This is a genomic window from Nocardia tenerifensis NBRC 101015, assembly GCF_000308715.1.
Taxonomy (GTDB): domain Bacteria; phylum Actinomycetota; class Actinomycetes; order Mycobacteriales; family Mycobacteriaceae; genus Nocardia; species Nocardia tenerifensis.
Window position 1 is genome coordinate 13231 of record NZ_BAGH01000182.1, and the last position, 14836, is coordinate 28066.

At 69.4% G+C, this 14836-nt stretch carries 13 protein-coding genes and 1 pseudogene; 9 read left to right on the forward strand and 5 right to left on the reverse strand.

Features of this window, described 5'->3' with window-relative positions; translation table 11 throughout:
* Positions 1 to 6: 6 nt before the first annotated feature.
* Positions 7 to 405: pseudogene (locus ON39_RS14840) on the forward strand (biliverdin-producing heme oxygenase); the annotation flags it as partial.
* On the opposite strand, the gene ON39_RS14845 reads toward ON39_RS14840, so the two are convergent.
* On the reverse strand, positions 399 to 1910 hold the full coding sequence (locus ON39_RS14845) for a sugar transferase (protein ID WP_040734637.1): 1512 nt from the start codon (positions 1908 to 1910) through the stop codon (positions 399 to 401). The pseudogene ON39_RS14840 and the gene ON39_RS14845 sit on opposite strands and share 7 nt — an antisense overlap.
* A gap of 494 nt (positions 1911 to 2404) precedes the next feature.
* Here ON39_RS14845 and ON39_RS14850 point away from each other — a divergent pair, with 494 nt between their 5' ends.
* From ON39_RS14850 to ON39_RS14865, 4 genes are read left to right on the forward strand one after another with little or no spacing between them, the layout of a single operon-like run.
* Positions 2405 to 3691, forward strand: a complete 1287-nt coding sequence (locus tag ON39_RS14850; protein ID WP_051186623.1) for a class I SAM-dependent methyltransferase — start codon at positions 2405 to 2407, stop codon at positions 3689 to 3691.
* On the forward strand, positions 3688 to 4464 hold the full coding sequence (locus ON39_RS14855) for a glycosyltransferase family protein (RefSeq protein WP_040734623.1): 777 nt from the start codon (positions 3688 to 3690) through the stop codon (positions 4462 to 4464). Before ON39_RS14850 ends, ON39_RS14855 begins: the two co-directional genes overlap by 4 nt.
* Positions 4461 to 5111 carry a PIG-L deacetylase family protein gene (locus tag ON39_RS14860; protein ID WP_040734624.1) on the forward strand — a complete coding sequence of 217 codons (651 nt, stop codon included), beginning with the start codon at positions 4461 to 4463 and terminating at the stop codon, positions 5109 to 5111. The genes ON39_RS14855 and ON39_RS14860 overlap by 4 nt, the downstream gene beginning before the upstream one ends.
* A gap of 2 nt (positions 5112 to 5113) precedes the next feature.
* A complete protein-coding gene (locus tag ON39_RS14865; protein ID WP_040734625.1) occupies positions 5114 to 6160 on the forward strand; it encodes an NAD-dependent epimerase/dehydratase family protein in 1047 nt (348 codons plus the stop codon).
* 13 nt (positions 6161 to 6173) lie between these two features.
* On the opposite strand, the gene rfbC is transcribed toward ON39_RS14865, so the two are convergent.
* On the reverse strand, positions 6174 to 6725 hold the full coding sequence (gene rfbC / locus ON39_RS14870) for a dTDP-4-dehydrorhamnose 3,5-epimerase (RefSeq protein WP_040734642.1): 552 nt from the start codon (positions 6723 to 6725) through the stop codon (positions 6174 to 6176).
* 56 nt (positions 6726 to 6781) lie between these two features.
* Here rfbC and ON39_RS14875 point away from each other — a divergent pair, with 56 nt between their 5' ends.
* Together ON39_RS14875 and ON39_RS14880 are read left to right on the forward strand one after the other, a co-directional pair.
* Positions 6782 to 7894, forward strand: coding sequence for a transferase (locus ON39_RS14875; protein ID WP_373283689.1), 1113 nt, complete (start codon positions 6782 to 6784; stop codon positions 7892 to 7894).
* Between the two features lie 193 nt (positions 7895 to 8087).
* Positions 8088 to 8726 carry an MspA family porin gene (locus ON39_RS14880; RefSeq protein ID WP_063713347.1) on the forward strand — a complete coding sequence of 213 codons (639 nt, stop codon included), beginning with the start codon at positions 8088 to 8090 and terminating at the stop codon, positions 8724 to 8726.
* Between the two features lie 74 nt (positions 8727 to 8800).
* Here ON39_RS14880 and ON39_RS14885 read toward each other — a convergent pair whose 3' ends face one another.
* The 3 genes from ON39_RS14885 to ON39_RS14895 form a co-directional block, all read right to left on the reverse strand.
* The gene (locus ON39_RS14885) at positions 8801 to 9640 is read right to left on the reverse strand and encodes a glycosyltransferase family 2 protein (RefSeq protein WP_040734626.1); all 840 of its coding nucleotides are present in this window, start codon (positions 9638 to 9640) and stop codon (positions 8801 to 8803) included.
* Between the two features lie 3 nt (positions 9641 to 9643).
* The gene (locus ON39_RS14890; RefSeq protein WP_051186625.1) at positions 9644 to 11023 is read right to left on the reverse strand and encodes a polysaccharide pyruvyl transferase family protein; all 1380 of its coding nucleotides are present in this window, start codon (positions 11021 to 11023) and stop codon (positions 9644 to 9646) included.
* A 126-nt stretch (positions 11024 to 11149) separates the two neighbouring features.
* Positions 11150 to 11848 carry a TetR/AcrR family transcriptional regulator gene (locus ON39_RS14895; protein WP_040734627.1) on the reverse strand — a complete coding sequence of 233 codons (699 nt, stop codon included), beginning with the start codon at positions 11846 to 11848 and terminating at the stop codon, positions 11150 to 11152.
* 63 nt (positions 11849 to 11911) lie between these two features.
* On the opposite strand from ON39_RS14895, the gene ON39_RS14900 reads away from it, so the two are divergent.
* Positions 11912 to 13735 (forward strand): hydroxysqualene dehydroxylase, encoded by a 1824-nt coding sequence (locus ON39_RS14900; RefSeq protein ID WP_246003117.1) that lies wholly within the window; start codon positions 11912 to 11914, stop codon positions 13733 to 13735.
* A gap of 149 nt (positions 13736 to 13884) precedes the next feature.
* Positions 13885 to 14836, forward strand: a 952-nt coding sequence (locus ON39_RS14905) for a glycosyltransferase family 4 protein (protein WP_051186627.1), incomplete at its 3' end; no start/stop codon positions are given.

The window sequence follows — 14836 nt, forward strand, 5'->3', positions numbered from 1 at the left end:
GATCTCGCCCACCTGATCGGCCCGCACTGGCGCGACGGCCTCGAGCCGCTGCCCGCGACGGCGGCCTACGCCGCGCGCATCGACGAGTGCGCCCGCGACTGGCCCGCGGGCTACATCGCCCACCACTACACCCGCTACCTCGGCGATCTGTCCGGCGGACAGGTCATCCGCGGCACCGCCGAGAAGCTCTGGAATCTGCCGCACCGCGGCGACGGGGTGCGCTTCTACGTCTTCGACGCCGTCGGCAATCCCGCCGCCTTCAAACGCGAGTACCGCACCCTGCTCGACCGGCTGCCGCTCGACGACCTCGAGCGCAGGCGCGTGCTCGACGAGGGACAGCGCGCGTTCGCCATGAACACCGCGCTGTTCCACGAACTGGCCCAGGAGTTCCCGGCCGCTCAGTAGGCGCCTGCGCCCCGCGTGACCGCCCCGATCGTCCGCGCGATGAGCAGCAGATCGAGCACCATGGACCAGTTCTCCACGTAGGAAAGATCAAGCCGCACAGAGTCTTCCAACGACAGATCGGACCGGCCGCTCACCTGCCACAGCCCGGTGACCCCCGGCTTCACCAGCAGCCTGCGCCGCATCTCGCCGTCGTAGCTGTCCACCTCGCGCTGCACCTGCGGGCGCGGCCCGACCACGCTCATCTCACCGCGCAGCACGTTGAAGAACTGCGGCAGCTCGTCCAGGCTGAACTTGCGGATCACTTTGCCGACGGGCGTGATTCGCGGATCGTCCTTCATCTTGAAGAAGACCGGGTTGCCGCCGTTGCGCTCGATGAGCGCGTCCACGCCCGCCTCCGCCTCGGTGTACATGCTGCGGAACTTGATCATCCGGAAGGGCTTGCCGCCGCGCCCGATTCGCTCCGACAGATAGAACACCGGACCCGGACTTGTCAGCTTCACCGCCAGCGCGATGGCGAGCATGGTCGGCGCGATGGCGACGAGCACCGCGGCCGCGAAGCACACGTCGAACACCGCCTTGCCGGTCGACTTGGCGCGGTCGTACTGCGGTTTGGCGATGTGCAGCATCGGCACGCCGGCGACGAAGCGGTTCGTCAGCCGGGTGCCCGCGATGTCGACCACGCCGGGGGCGACGATCAGCTCGACGCCGAGCGGGTCGAGTTCCCAAGCCATGCGGCGCAACTCGACCGGCCCGAGGTGATCGGTCGCGGTGACGGCCACGGTGTCGGCCCCGCTGCGGCGCACGGCGTCGAGCACGGTGCGATCGCTGCCGACCACCGAGAAGGTGTGGCCCGACGGGTCGCGGGTGTACTCGGTGATCTCGTTGTGCCCGTTGGGGATACACACACCGACCACCCGGTAGCCCGAGGCGGGGTCGCGGGCGAACGCGTTCGCCATCGCCTGGGCCGCCTCCGCGCAGCCGACGACGAGCACCGAGGTCCGGTACTCCCCTCGCCCGCGCAACTGGCGCGCGTGGATCCGCCACAGCAGCCTGCTCAGCATCAGGCCGAACAGGCCGAGCGGCAGCGCGATGGCCAAATAGCCGCGCGCGAACTCGATCTGGAAGACCAGCGACACGATCGCGAGCACCCCGAACAGCCGCAGGGTCGCCGAGACCAGCCTGCGGTACTCCTCGCTTCCGCTGCCGACCACCTGCGGCGACCGGGTGTGGCCGACGGCGAGGAAGGCGGCCCAGACGAACGCGAGCGCACCGGAGACGACCGTGTACCCGACCTCATACGGCAGGTGCCAGGCCAGCGGCGGCGCGGCCGGCCCGCCGAAGCGGATGATCTGCGCGAGCCCGACGGACGCCATGATCACCGCGAAATCCGTTGCGCCTAAGCGCCTGACATATTCTGCCTGCCATCGCTCGCGCTCGGAGCGCGGCAGGATGAACGACGATCTACGGTAGTCAAGATCGTCGTCGTCGGCGAGCTCGAAGCTCATGGAAACGCACCTCCCCATGGGAGAGAAGAAATTAGCCCCCCGATCCGCATCGATCGGTACCCACGGCACCAGCGTGACCGCCTCGGGTTGTCACGTCCTTCGCCGGTCAAAAGCCGATTGTTACAGAACACAATCTGTTTCACATGTCGAATCAACGGGGCCACAAAGTGTTCCACGCGGTAGCCGACAAGAAAACGGTCGGTTTGGCGCCCTGGTATGTTTCGGCGCTCGCCGCGGTAGGAGGCCAGGTAGCGTCACTTCGCTACCTCCAGGCGAATTCATCCCATTAGGGGCTGAGTGCCGATCCGCTGGTTAGCCACGTGGACGCTACCGCCCAGAAACCCGGGAAAAGTACCGGAAATTACTTCTCCACCAGCTGATTTCGGCTACAACACCCGAGGCTTTCGTTGTAACGTCTCACTGGATCTGGTCGACGTCAGGGGTGCGCCGGCAATGCGCCGGAGGTGCGACTCTTTGGCAGAAGGTGGGCTTCGTTGCTGTGTCGACTGTGTGATTCCGAACGTTTGACGAGTGTGCTCGACTTGGGCGCCACGCCGCCGTGCGAGAAATTTCTCGCCGCGGCCGAACTCGATCTACCGGAATCAACTTACCCGCTACACCTACGGTTGTGCACGGACTGTCTGCTGTTACAGATTCCGGCGTTGATCACGCCGGAGGAAACGTTCACCGAGTACGCGTACTTCTCGTCGTATTCCGACAGCTGGGTACGGCACGCGGAAACCTTTGTGGCGCAGGCGATCGAGCGACTCGCCCTGGACGCCGACTCGTTCGTCGTGGAGGTGGCGAGCAACGACGGGTACCTGCTCCGGCACGCCGTCGCGGCGGGCATCCCCTGCCTCGGCGTCGAACCGTCGGTGAACGTCGGCGACGCCGCGCGCGCCGCGGGCGTGCCGACCGAGACCGCCTTCCTCGACGAGGAGTCCGCCGCGCGGATCCGGGCCGTGCACCGGCCCGCGAACCTGGTGGTGGCCAACAACGTCTACGCACACGTGCCGGATCTGCGCGGGTTCACCAGATCGCTGCGGGCGCTGATGGCCGACGACGGCTGGCTCTCCCTCGAGGTGCACCACGCGCTGAACCTGTTGCGGCTCGGGCAGTTCGACACGATCTACCACGAGCACTTCCAGTACTACACCGTGCACTCCGCGCAGCGCGCGCTGGCGACGGCGAACCTCGCGGTGGTCGACGTCGAGCTGCTGGAGACCCACGGCGGCTCGATCCGCCTGTGGGCCAGGCCCGCCGAGCTCGGCGCCGTGCCGGGCGAGCGCGTGCGCGAAGTGCTTCGGCTGGAACAGGATGCGGGGCTGCACGAGGCCGAGGGCTACGCCGAGCTGCGCCCGCGCACCGAGGCCGTCCGGCAGGACCTGCTGCGGTTCCTGCTCGACCAGCGCGCCGCGGGCAAGCGCGTGGTCGGCTACGGCGCGCCGGGCAAGGGCAACACCCTGCTGAACTACTGCGGCATCCGGACCGACCTGCTCGAGTACACCGTCGACCGAAACCCGTACAAGCATGGGCGTTTCACGCCCGGCACCCGGATCCCGATCCACCCGCCCGAACGGATCGAGCAGGATCGGCCCGACGTCGTGCTCGTGCTGCCGTGGAATCTCGAGGCCGAGATCACCGAGCAGCTGCGCCACATCGCTTCGTGGGGAGGCCAATTGGTCTACCCGCTCCCGGTACTGCACAGTGCCGACCTCACCAGTCACAACGACGTGAACATCGCTCGACATACGGAAATGACAGGGAGGGGAGCACGATGAAAGTTGTGCTGTTCTGCGGTGGCTACGGCATGCGGATGCGCGACGGCTCCGACGACATGATCCCGAAACCCATGCAGCTGGTCGGCCCGCGGCCGCTGCTGTGGCACGTCATGCGCTACTACGCGCACTACGGCCACAAGGAGTTCATCCTGTGCCTCGGCTACGGCGGCCTGCACATCAAGAACTTCTTCTTGACCTACGAGGAGTCGGTGTCCAACGACTTCGTCATCCGCGACGGCCGGGTGGAGATGCTGAGCTCCGACATCAGCGACTGGCAGATCACCTTCGTCGACACCGGCCTGGAGTCGCCCATCGGCGAACGGCTGCGCCGGGTGCGCGAGCATGTCGCGGGCGACGAGCCGTTCCTGGCCAACTACGCCGACGTGCTCACCGACGCACCGCTGGACGAGATGATCGCGCGGTTCACCGAGTCCGGCGCCGCGGCCTCGATGATGGTCGTGCCGCCGCAGTCCTCGTTCCACTGCGTGGACATGAAGCCCACCGGCGAGGTCAAGGAGATCATGCCGGTGTCGCGAATGCCGCTGTGGGAGAATGGCGGTTACTTCGTGCTCAGCCAGGAGATCTTCGATCTGCTGCCGCCCGGCGGCGATCTCGTCGCCGACGCCTGCGGCGCCCTGGCGGGTCAGGGCCGGCTGCTCGGCTATCAGCATCTCGGCTTCTGGAAGCCGGCCGACACCTTCAAGGAACGGGCCGAGCTCGACGCGGGCTACCAGTCCGGCGCGCGCCCGTGGATGGTCTGGGAGAACGCGTGATCCGGCTGAATGTCGGGGCGGTCCACGAGATCGCCGTGCTCGGCGCGCACTGCGACGACATCGCCATCGGCATGGGCGCCACCCTGCTGACCCTTGCTCGCGCGCGCCCCGGCCTGCGGGTGCGCGCCCTCGTGCTGTCCGGCGGCGGCACCGCGCGCGCGGACGAGGAGACCCTCGCGCTGGACGCGTTCTGCCCCGGCGCCGAGGTCGATTTGACCGTGCTCGACATACCCGACGGGCGGGCGCCCGCGCACTGGGACCGAATCAAGAACGAGCTCAGCGCCTTTCGCGCCCGCGTGGATCCCGGCCTCGTCTTCGCGCCACAGCGCGGCGACGCCCATCAGGATCACCGGCTGCTCGCCGAGCTGACCCCCACCGAGTTCCGTGACCACATGGTGCTCGGCTACGAGATTCTCAAGTGGGAGAGCGACACTCCCGCCCCGAGCCTGTATCACCGGCTCAGTGCGGAACTGGCCCAGGAGAAGTCGCGGCTGCTGCTGAAACACTATCCGTCCCAGGCCCATCGCGACTGGTTCGACGAGCAGGCCTTCACCGCCCTGACCCGGCTGCGCGGCGTGCAGTGCCACACCGGGCACGCCGAGGCGTTCGTACTCGACAAGGGCGTCATCGATTTCGGAGGTTCCTAGCCATGCGGGTACTGCTCACCGGCCACCAGGGCTATCTAGGCACCGTCATGGTGCCGATCCTGCGGGCCAACGCGCACGAGGTGGTCGGCCTCGACGCCGGCTTCTTCGCCGACTGCGTGCTCGGCGACCTGCCCGGCGACCCGCCCGGCCTGGCCATGGACCTGCGCGACGTGACCGTGGAGCACCTGCGCGGCTTCGACGCGGTCATCCATCTCGCCGCCCTGTCCAACGACCCGCTCGGCGCGCTGGCGCCCGAGATCACCTACGACATCAACCATCACGCGTCGGTCCGGCTGGCCCGGCTCGCGAAAGAGGCCGGGGTGCGGCGTTTTCTGTACGCCTCGACCTGCTCGGTCTACGGCGCCGCGGGCGCGGATCTGGTCACCGAGGACGCGCCGCTGCGGCCGATCACCCCGTACGCGGAGAGCAAGGTGCGCGTCGAGGACGATGTCGCGGTGCTCGCCGACTCCGGCTTCTCCCCCGTATTCCTGCGCAACGCAACGGCTTTCGGGTTCTCGCCGCGGCTGCGCGCCGATATCGTGCTGAACAATCTCGTCGGGTACGCGACGCTGACCGGCGAGGTGAAGGTGCTCTCCGACGGGACGCCGTGGCGGCCGCTGGTGCACGCCCGCGATATCGCGTGGGCGTTCGCCAACTGCCTGACCGCGCCGCCGGCGGCGATTCACTGCCGCGCCTTCAATATCGGCACCGAGGCCAACAACCTGACCGTCGCCGACATCGCCCGCGCGGTGGTAGCGGCGGTGCCGGGCTCCCGGTTGAACATCACCGGCGAGAGCGGCGCCGACCCGCGCTCCTATCGGGTCGATTTCTCGGCTGCCCGCGCCGCCTTCGGTTTTCGCGCGCTGTGGACCGTGCAGGCGGGCGCGGACGAGCTGTTCCAGGAGTACACCGCGCGTGGCCTCACCTACGACGACTTCTTCCAGCGCTTCACCCGGTTGCCGCATCTGGAACGGCTGCGCGACACCGGGGTGCTCGACGAGTCGATGCGCCGGGTCCAGCCCGGCTCCGCCCGTGTGCCGGCCAGTTAGGCGCAGGCCGCCGTCACAGCGTCGCGAGCAGTCGCCGCCAGCTGCCCGCGGCGGCGTCGCGCGCCGACACGACGGTGACCGGGCGCGGCCAGGCGATGGCGAGGTCCGGGTCGTCGTAGGCGACGCCGAGGTCCTCGGCGGGGTCGTGCGGGCGGTCGATGCGATAGCAGACGTCGGCGAGGTCGGTGAGCGCCTGGAAGCCGTGCAGGAACCCGGGCGGCACGTAGAGGTGCCGGAAGGTTTCGTCGTCGAGCCGGAACGCCTGCTGCTTACCGAAGGTCGGCGAGCCGCGGCGCAGGTCGACCAGCACGTCGTGCACCGCGCCGCGCGCACACCGGACCAGTTTCGCCTCGCCGCGCCCGGAGCGGCCGTGCATGCCACGGATCACGCCGCCCGCCGAGCGGGACTGCGAGTCCTGACCGAACGCGGCGGACGCGCCCGGCGCGCCCAGGTGGGCGTCGAACTCCGCGGCGTCGAAAGTCCTTGTGAAGAAACCGCGTTCGTCGCGGAAGGGCTCCGGCACGAGCACGAGAACGTCGGCGAGTTCGGTCTCCTCGATGCGCACCAGGCCATGGTGCCACGCGCGGCCTCGTCGCCGGTCCACATCGGCGGGGGCGCGCCGTGATCGCCGCTGCCGGCGCGCGTGTCTGCCGGGGTTGCCGCAGTGGCCATCTCGGCCCGGTGCTCGATCTCGGGCTGGTTCCGGCCGCCGACTTCTTCCCACCGGCCGCCGCGCCGGTCGGCCTCGCCGAGACCGCGCACCCGCTGCGCATGGACCTGTGCGGGTACTGCGGCCTCGCCCAGCTGGCCGAGGACGACACCCCCGCCGAGGAGCCGCGCGGGATCGAGCCCGCCGCGCTGCGCGAGCAGGCGGCCGACGCGGTCGCCCGCGTGGCGAAAGCCGGTCTGCTGCACGGTAAGACGGTGCGCGAGTTCGGCAGCCCGCACGGCGGCACCTGGCTGCCGCTGCTCACCGGGCGTGGCTACACCGTCACCGACGGCGTCGCCGACGTGGTGCTCGACTGCTTCGGCCTCATGCACGAGCCCGATCAGCGCGCGGCCTTCGCCGAGCGGGCGGCGGCCACCGCACCGGACGGCCTGCTGCTCATCCAGTTCCACTCGCTGGCCACGATCGTCGCGGCGGGTCAGTGGAACGCGTTGCGGCACGGCCACTTCGCCTACTACTCGATGTCCGCGCTCGGCCGGTTGCTGGCCTCCGCCGGCCTGAGCATCACCACCGCATGGCATTTCGACCTGTACGGCGGGACGGTGCTCGTCGCCGCGCGGCACGGCAGGCATCGACCGGACGCGGCGGCCCGCAAGATCCTCGCCCGGGAGGCCGAATACACCGAGCCGCACGCGGTGCGCGGCCTGCAACGGTCGGCCGACGGACATGCCGGCGCCCTGCGCCGCTGGCTGGATCGGCATGCGGCGCAGGGCGATCGGGTCTTCGCCTACGGCGCGGCCTCGCGCGCGGTAGCGCTGTTCAGCCTGGCGGGCGTCGATCGCGGATTGATCGCCGCGGTCGCCGACGCGTCGCAGGCCAAGCAGGGCCGCCGGATGCCGGGCACGGACGTGCCGATCATCGCGCCCGCCGAACTCGTCGCGGCCCGGCCGGATCTGGTCCTGCTGACGCTGCCCGACCTGCTGCCCGAGGTCCGCGCGCGCTATCCGGAGCTCGACGGCTGCTGGATCGTCGACGACCCGGCCGACTCGACCGTCAAGGGAGGGTGAGGTGCCTCGAATCCGCTGTCCCCCTGGCGCGGCCGCTGCCCATTGCGTTATGTGCTTGTTTTGTCATGATTTTCGTTTACCGAGCACCTGATCGCCCCGGATGATTCGATGAGTTCTTCGCTCCCGTGTGCGGGGAGCGGGCGTCGAGCGAATGACCACGCTCGACAGGTGTGTGTGCAGAGGGGACAACCTGATGAGGGAAAAATCGCAGCAATGCGGCCGAAGCGTCCGTCTGTTCGCCGTCGCCACCATCGTGGCGTCGGGACTGGCCTTCGGAATGGGCGCCGCGGGAGCGGTCGTCGACAGCAGTAGCCAGATCGTCGATCAGAAGGATCGGTCGATCGAGGCGGTCCAGTCCGACACGAGAATCGACTTCGTGCCGCCGCTGGACGGAAATCCGTTCACCCGAGAGTGGTTTCACAACGGTGAGGCCTCGTTCAAGGTCACCGGCCCGAACGCCGACGACTGGCGCGGGCACATCACCATCGGCTATCAGGTCGGTTATCCGGCGACGCTCAGCGGGCGGTTGAAGTTCGGGTACTCGACGCCGGGGCTCGGGGCCGATCTCGGCGGCGACAGCGGCGTGCTGCTCAAGCTCGACGGGCTGATTCCGCGGGCGGGCATCGAGCTCGAGGTCGGCCTCGGGCCCGGTATCCAGACGGTCGAGTGCGCGGGCGGTGACATCTCCGGGACCTCGGGCTTCATCCGGATGTCCGGGTTCCACGGCACCGTCACGGGGGTGGTCGGGCAGACCACGATCCGGCCGTTCGTCAAGGTGGCCAGCGGCAGCGGCGACACCGTGTACACCTATGGGCGGCTCTGGGCCATCTGAGGTCGTTCCCCAGTCGCCGGCGAAACGCGAAGCCGCCCCCGGAGTTCCGGGGGCGGCTTCCGCGTAGCAGGGTGTCAGACCAGTAGATCGGGCCGCTGCCGCACGGTCGCCACCGTGCGAACCCGCAGGCGGTACAGCGCCGCCCGCGCCAGCCTGGTGTCGCCGGCCAGCACGTCGCCGCGGCTCACCAGGTGCGGGTAGTCGTCCTTGATGCGGTGGTGGAAGCGGTACATGTCGGTCAGCTTGCTCATGGTCGACGTGCGGCTGCACAGGTTGAACGACGAATTACGCCATGCGGCAAGGATTTCGGTCATCCCGAAGAACACGCCGAACGACGAGACCCTGGCGAACAGGTCCACGTCCATCGGGAACACCAGGTCCCCGCGCAACCCGCCGACCTCGTCGAAGTGCTTGCGGTAGAACATCGCCGCGGCGGTCGGGCCGAAATCCGCGGGCCCGCGCCGCACGATGATCCGCGCCAGCGCCCGCGCGCTCTGCCTGCCCAGCAGCCCGGCCAGGCCGAGCCCGGTCTCGAGCACCGCGCCGTCCTCGTCGATGACCTCGAATCGGCTCGACGAGATGGTGATCGAGGGATCCTCGGCCATCACCGCGAGCTGCGCGGCCAGCGCGCCGGGACGAAGCACGTCGTCGGCGCAGACCACCTTCAGCAGCTCGCCGGTCGACGCGGCGATCACCTTGTTCCAGTTGTCGCCGATCGGTAGCACAGTGTCGTTGCGTAGCACCCGGATTCGCGGGTCGTCGAACGAGTGCGCGATGGCGCCCGTCTCGTCGGTGCTCGCGTTGTCGAGCACCACCAGTTCGAAATCCACGTCCTGGTCGAGCACGGAGCGCAGCGTGGTGTCCAGCGTGCGCCCCGAGTTGTAGGCGGGAACGCAAACCGACAGTCGCGTCATGGTCTATCCCCCTCGATGATGGCCCGGCCGCACCGGACCGCTCTCCACCAGGCGGAAGACCCGTTCGAGTCCGGCCCGGCTGGCCTCGATCTGTTCGACGGCCTTCTGCTGCAACCCGTCGCGGATCTCGGGCGCCTCGTCCCAGCACGCGCGCACGGCCTCGGTGAGCGTCTCGTCCAGCGCGGGGTCGTCGAGGTGCACGATCCGCAGGCCGGTGCCGAACATCTGCCGCAGCCCGTGGAACTTGTCGTCGTAGTACTCCGACGCGGTGATGCCGACCGCCGGAATCCCTTGGGACAGCGCGAACACCGCGAGATGGTAGGCGCTGGTGACCAGCACCCGGCAGCCCGACACCTGACGGGCGACGTCCTGTGGCGTGCCGCCCCGGCCGACCGCGGGCCGCGCGCTCGGCGCGCCCGCCAGCAGGGGCAGCGTGGAAAGCCGGTCCTCCGAGGCGTATTCGGAGATGATGAGCGGTACCACGCCCGCGTCGAGCCGTGCCGCGCACGCGCGGACCACCCGGCCGAGCGTCGCCTGCGCGGACGCGCTGACCCGCGAGTAGTCCGCCACCCGCAGGCACAGCCCGATGTCCGCCCCGATCTTGGCCTGCCGCAGGCGATAGGCGAACTCGACCGCGTCGTCGCCGGTGACGAGCACCCGCTCCGGCGCGACGCCGAACCGCGACAACAGTTCCGGGCCGCGGCGGCCTTCGCGCAGCGCGAGGAAGTCGACGTCGGGCAGCACCTGCGCCGCGCGGCGGACCAGCGCCGGGTCGCGCAGCGGGCCGAGCCCCTGGCCGACCATGGCCGTCGGAATGCCGCGTGCGCGAGCGTGTTCGAGCAGATTCAGCGTGCGGTGCGCCTGGTACCGGTCGACATCGGTCATGTAGCCGCCGCCGAGCGCGAGCACCAGCGAGGCCTGCTCGACGGCGGCCGGGATCTCGATCGGGAACTCGGTCTGCTCCGGCGTCGCGACGTGCTCGGTGATGCCCGGTCCGGCCCCGCGTCGCCGGGCCGCCGAGCGCAGCGCCCGCAGCCGGTCCTTGGGCCCGTCGGTCGCCGCCCGCCAGCGCAGCGCGGCCGGACCGACCAATCTCGTTCCGGCCGAACGGGTCAGGCGTGCGGGCCAGCCGTCGCGGCTCCAGCTCCACTCGGGTCCGCACAGCGGCTCCGCCTCGGGTAGCAGCGCCCGCAGGATGCCGGGTTGGTGTGTGAGCACCCCGATCCTGGCCCTCGGCCAGCGGGCGCGCAGCCGCTCGACCGTGACGGCCATCATCGCGATATCGCCGCGGTTGCGCAGCCAGTATTCGCCGTTCTCCACGAGCACCCGGATATCGCCCTCGGCGATAGCGGCGCGCTCGGCCTCGGAACCTACGGTCCCCACTGTTCCTCGTCCTCCCGCCAGTCCCCCGCGGGTCGGTCCGTGCCGAGCACGAACTCGTTGTGAAATCTACCCCACGCTATGCATCGCGGCTACCGGACGACGAGTTACCCGACAGCTCCGAGCAACTCAGTCCGTCGCGCGCGAACGTACTTCGTGCCGACCGGATTGTTTGATTATCCGCCCGGTGTAGAGCGCGCCGAGCGACGCACCGGCGAATGCCGTGCAATAGTCCACGAGTTCGTCCATGGGTACGGTCACCCGCCCGCCCTGTTTCTCGACGAGCACCCGCTCGAGCATGCCGACGACCGACAGTGCGTAGATGTCGACCAGTTCGGCGGGCGGCCTGGCTTCGGGCCGCGCGTCGGTGGCGGTGGCGGCGACCAACTGGGCGAAGCGCCACAGTGCCTCGCGCATGCGATGTTCCGCGCCCGCCCCGGTGGGTTCGACGAAGACGATCCGGAGCTTGCGCGGGTCCTCGGCCAGCGCCGTGAGGTACGTGCCGATGCCGGCGCGCAGCTTGCGGGCGCCCTCGGCCGGGGCCGCGTCCACCGCGACGACCACCGCCGCGAACAGCTCGTCGATGACGCCGTCGAACACGGCGGCGAACAGTTCCTTTGTGCCGCCGAAGGATTCGTAGAAGTACCGGTCGGTCAGTCCCGCCGCGCGGCACAGGTCCTTGACGCCGGTCGCCGGGTACCCCCGGGTGCCGAACAGCTCGAGCCCGGCGTCGAGCAGCTTGCCGCGCCGCGCCGCGACCCGATCGGCCGCGCCCACCCCGCCGTAGCGCCGCACGGGTCGTCGCTGCTTCTCATCCCCGTTCGTCATCTCAGCATTGTCCCCCATCGTGCGCGGCCGTCTGCTAAATATGACTATCAGGATAGTCAGATTGTGAACGGGGTCGGGCACGTGACAGCTCAATATCGGGACAGCGCGGTCAGCAGGCGATCGGTGCTGCGTGGCGCGGCGGGTCTGGCCGGCGTCGCCGGCTTGGCCGCGACCGCGACACCGGCCGCGGCACAGGTCACACGCAGGCGAAATGGCCCGCCCCGCAACACCGTCGCGGTGCTCGGCGCCGGCATCGGCGGCCTCACCGCGGCCCACGAGCTCGCCGAGCGCGGCTTCGCGGTGACAGTCTTCGATCGCAAGGAGCTGGGCGGCAAATCGCGCACGATCCCGCTGCCGGGCACCGGCGCCGACGGCCGCGCCCCGCTGCCCGGCGAACACGGCGCCCGCGGCTTCACCTCGTTCTATCACCACGTGCACGACACCATGCGCCGCATACCGCTGCCGGGCACCCGGAAGACGGTGCACGACAATCTGATTCCGTTCTCGGTCAACGACCCGCGCTATCCGCGCGCCGGCAATCTGCCCGACGGCTTCCCGCTCATGTTCGGGTTCTACTTCGACCCGAAGCAGGCGCTGACCCCGGAAGGGTTGCAGCGCATCCTGATCGAGGGGTTCGTGAAGAACAACCTCATTCCGCTGCCCGAGGCCATCCACATGGCGGGACGCGTCGTCACCTACCTGACCTCCAGCGAGGAGCGCAGATTCGGGCAGTGGGAGCACGTCAGCTGGTGGGACTTCGTCGGCGCGGGCAGCCGGTCGGCGCAGTTCCAGGCCCTCGCGGCAACGGGTTTGACGCGCGCCCTGGTGGCCGCGAAGGAGTACGTCGCGAGCACCCGGACCATGGGCAACATGATGGAGGGCTTCTTCCTGGCGCTGCTCGCCGAACTCACCGGCGGCCCCAAGGTTTACGAGGTGCTCAACGGCCCGACCAACGAGGCCTGGCTCGACCCCTGGCTGACGCTGCTGCGCGACATGGGCGTGCGGTTCCGGCCGGGTCACGCGCTCGACGGCTTCCAGACGGCCGGCGATCGGATCGACGCGGCGCGAATTCGCAAGCCGGACGGCACGATCGAGCCGTACCGAGCCGACTGGTACGTCTGCGCGGTGCCGACCGATCGCGCGCGCCGGCTCTGGTCGCCCGAGATCCGCGCGCTGGACCCGGATCTCGGCCGCATGGACGAGCTCACCGTCGACTGGATGAGCGGCATGCAGATGTTCGTCACCGAGAAACTGGAACTCGGTGCGGGATACAACATCTACCTCGACGCGCCGTGGCGGCTCACCTCGTACTCGCAGCGCGCGTTCTGGGACGTCGACTACGCCGCGAAGTACGGCGACGGCACCGTCCACGACGGGCTGACCATCGACATCTCGGACTGGGACACCCCGGGCATCCTGTTCGGCAAGCCCGCCAAATACTGCACCCGCGAGGAGATCTATCAGGAGACCTGGGCGCAGCTCGCCGCCGCGCTCAACGACGACGGCAAGGTCCAGCTGAAGGACGGCATCGTGCGCGACTGGCTGCTCGACCCGGGCATCAGCTGGCAGGACGGGCAGAACCAGAGCGATGAACCGTTGCTGATCAACACGATCGGCTCGTGGGCCGCGCGGCCCACCGCGCACACGAAGATCCCCAACCTCTTCCTCGCCGCCGACTACGTGCGGACCAACTTCGACCTGGCCACCATGGAGGGCGCCAATGAGGCGGGCCGCACCGCCGTCAACGCCTTGCTCGACGCCGCGGGCTCGGCCGCCGCGCGCGCCACCCTCTACACCCGCGAGTCGATTCCCGCCTTCGAACCGCTGCGCCGAATGGACGCCGCGCGGTTCGATGCGGGGCAGCCGAATATGTTCGATCTGGGTTGATTCGGGGATTGCTCGCGGTCTGCCCGCCAGATACGCCGGAGTCCCCTAGACTTTTGCGGGAAAGGCGAGTTCACCGAATGCAGCTCGTCCACCATCACCGCCAGTAGGGGGCATGGGTGACGGGTAGTTCCGAGACTGTCCGGGTGCATATGACGGGATCCGAGTGGTTCGCGTCCGCGCCCGGCGGGCTCAATCGGTACTTCACCGATCTGTTCCAGGCGCTCGCGCGACAGCCGGGCGCCGAGGTCTCCGCGGCCGCCTTCGGCCTCGGTTCCCCCACCGTCCCGGGGGCCCGAACATGGGGCGGTACAGGCGGTTCCACGCTGCGCCGGGCGCGTATCGCGTTCCTCGACCGCGCCCGGCTGCACCCCGGCACCGTGCTCGATCGGCACTTCTGCCTCTACGGTCCGGCCGCCGTCGGCCGGCGCGGGCGGTTGCCGCTGGTCGTCCATTTCCACGGCCCGTGGGCCGCCGAGAGCAGGCTCACCGGGCAGCGCGCGGCGGCCGTGCGGGCGAAATATCTGATCGAACGCCTACGCTATGCGGGCGCGGACCGATTCGTGGTGCTGTCCAATCACTTTCGCGACGTACTACATACCGACTACCGGGTTTCCTCGGCGCGCATCGCGGTTATTCCGCCGGGCGTAGATCTGAATCGCTTTTCCGCCACTCCGATTCGGCCGGACACGGAAAACCGGACGGTGCTGTGTGTTCGCCGGCTCGAACGCCGAATGGGGATCGACACCCTCTTGCGCGCGTGGCCCGGCGTGCTCGCCGACCATCCGACGGCGCGCCTGGTGATCGTCGGAACGGGCACCGCCGAGGCCGAATTGCGCTCCGCCGCGGCCCCGCTCGGCGACACCGTCGAGTTCGCCGGGCACGTCGACGATCAGCGCCTCACCGAACTCTACGAACAGGCCGAGCTCACCGTCGTACCCACCACCGCCCTCGAAGGATTCGGCCTCGATCGCGCTCGAATCGCTCGCCGCGGGCCGCGCCCCGTCGTCACCGACTGCGGCGGACTGGCCGGACTCGGTCCGCGACCTGGACCCCTCGCTCATCGTGCCCGCCCGCGACGCCGACGCGCTCAGCGCCCGCGTC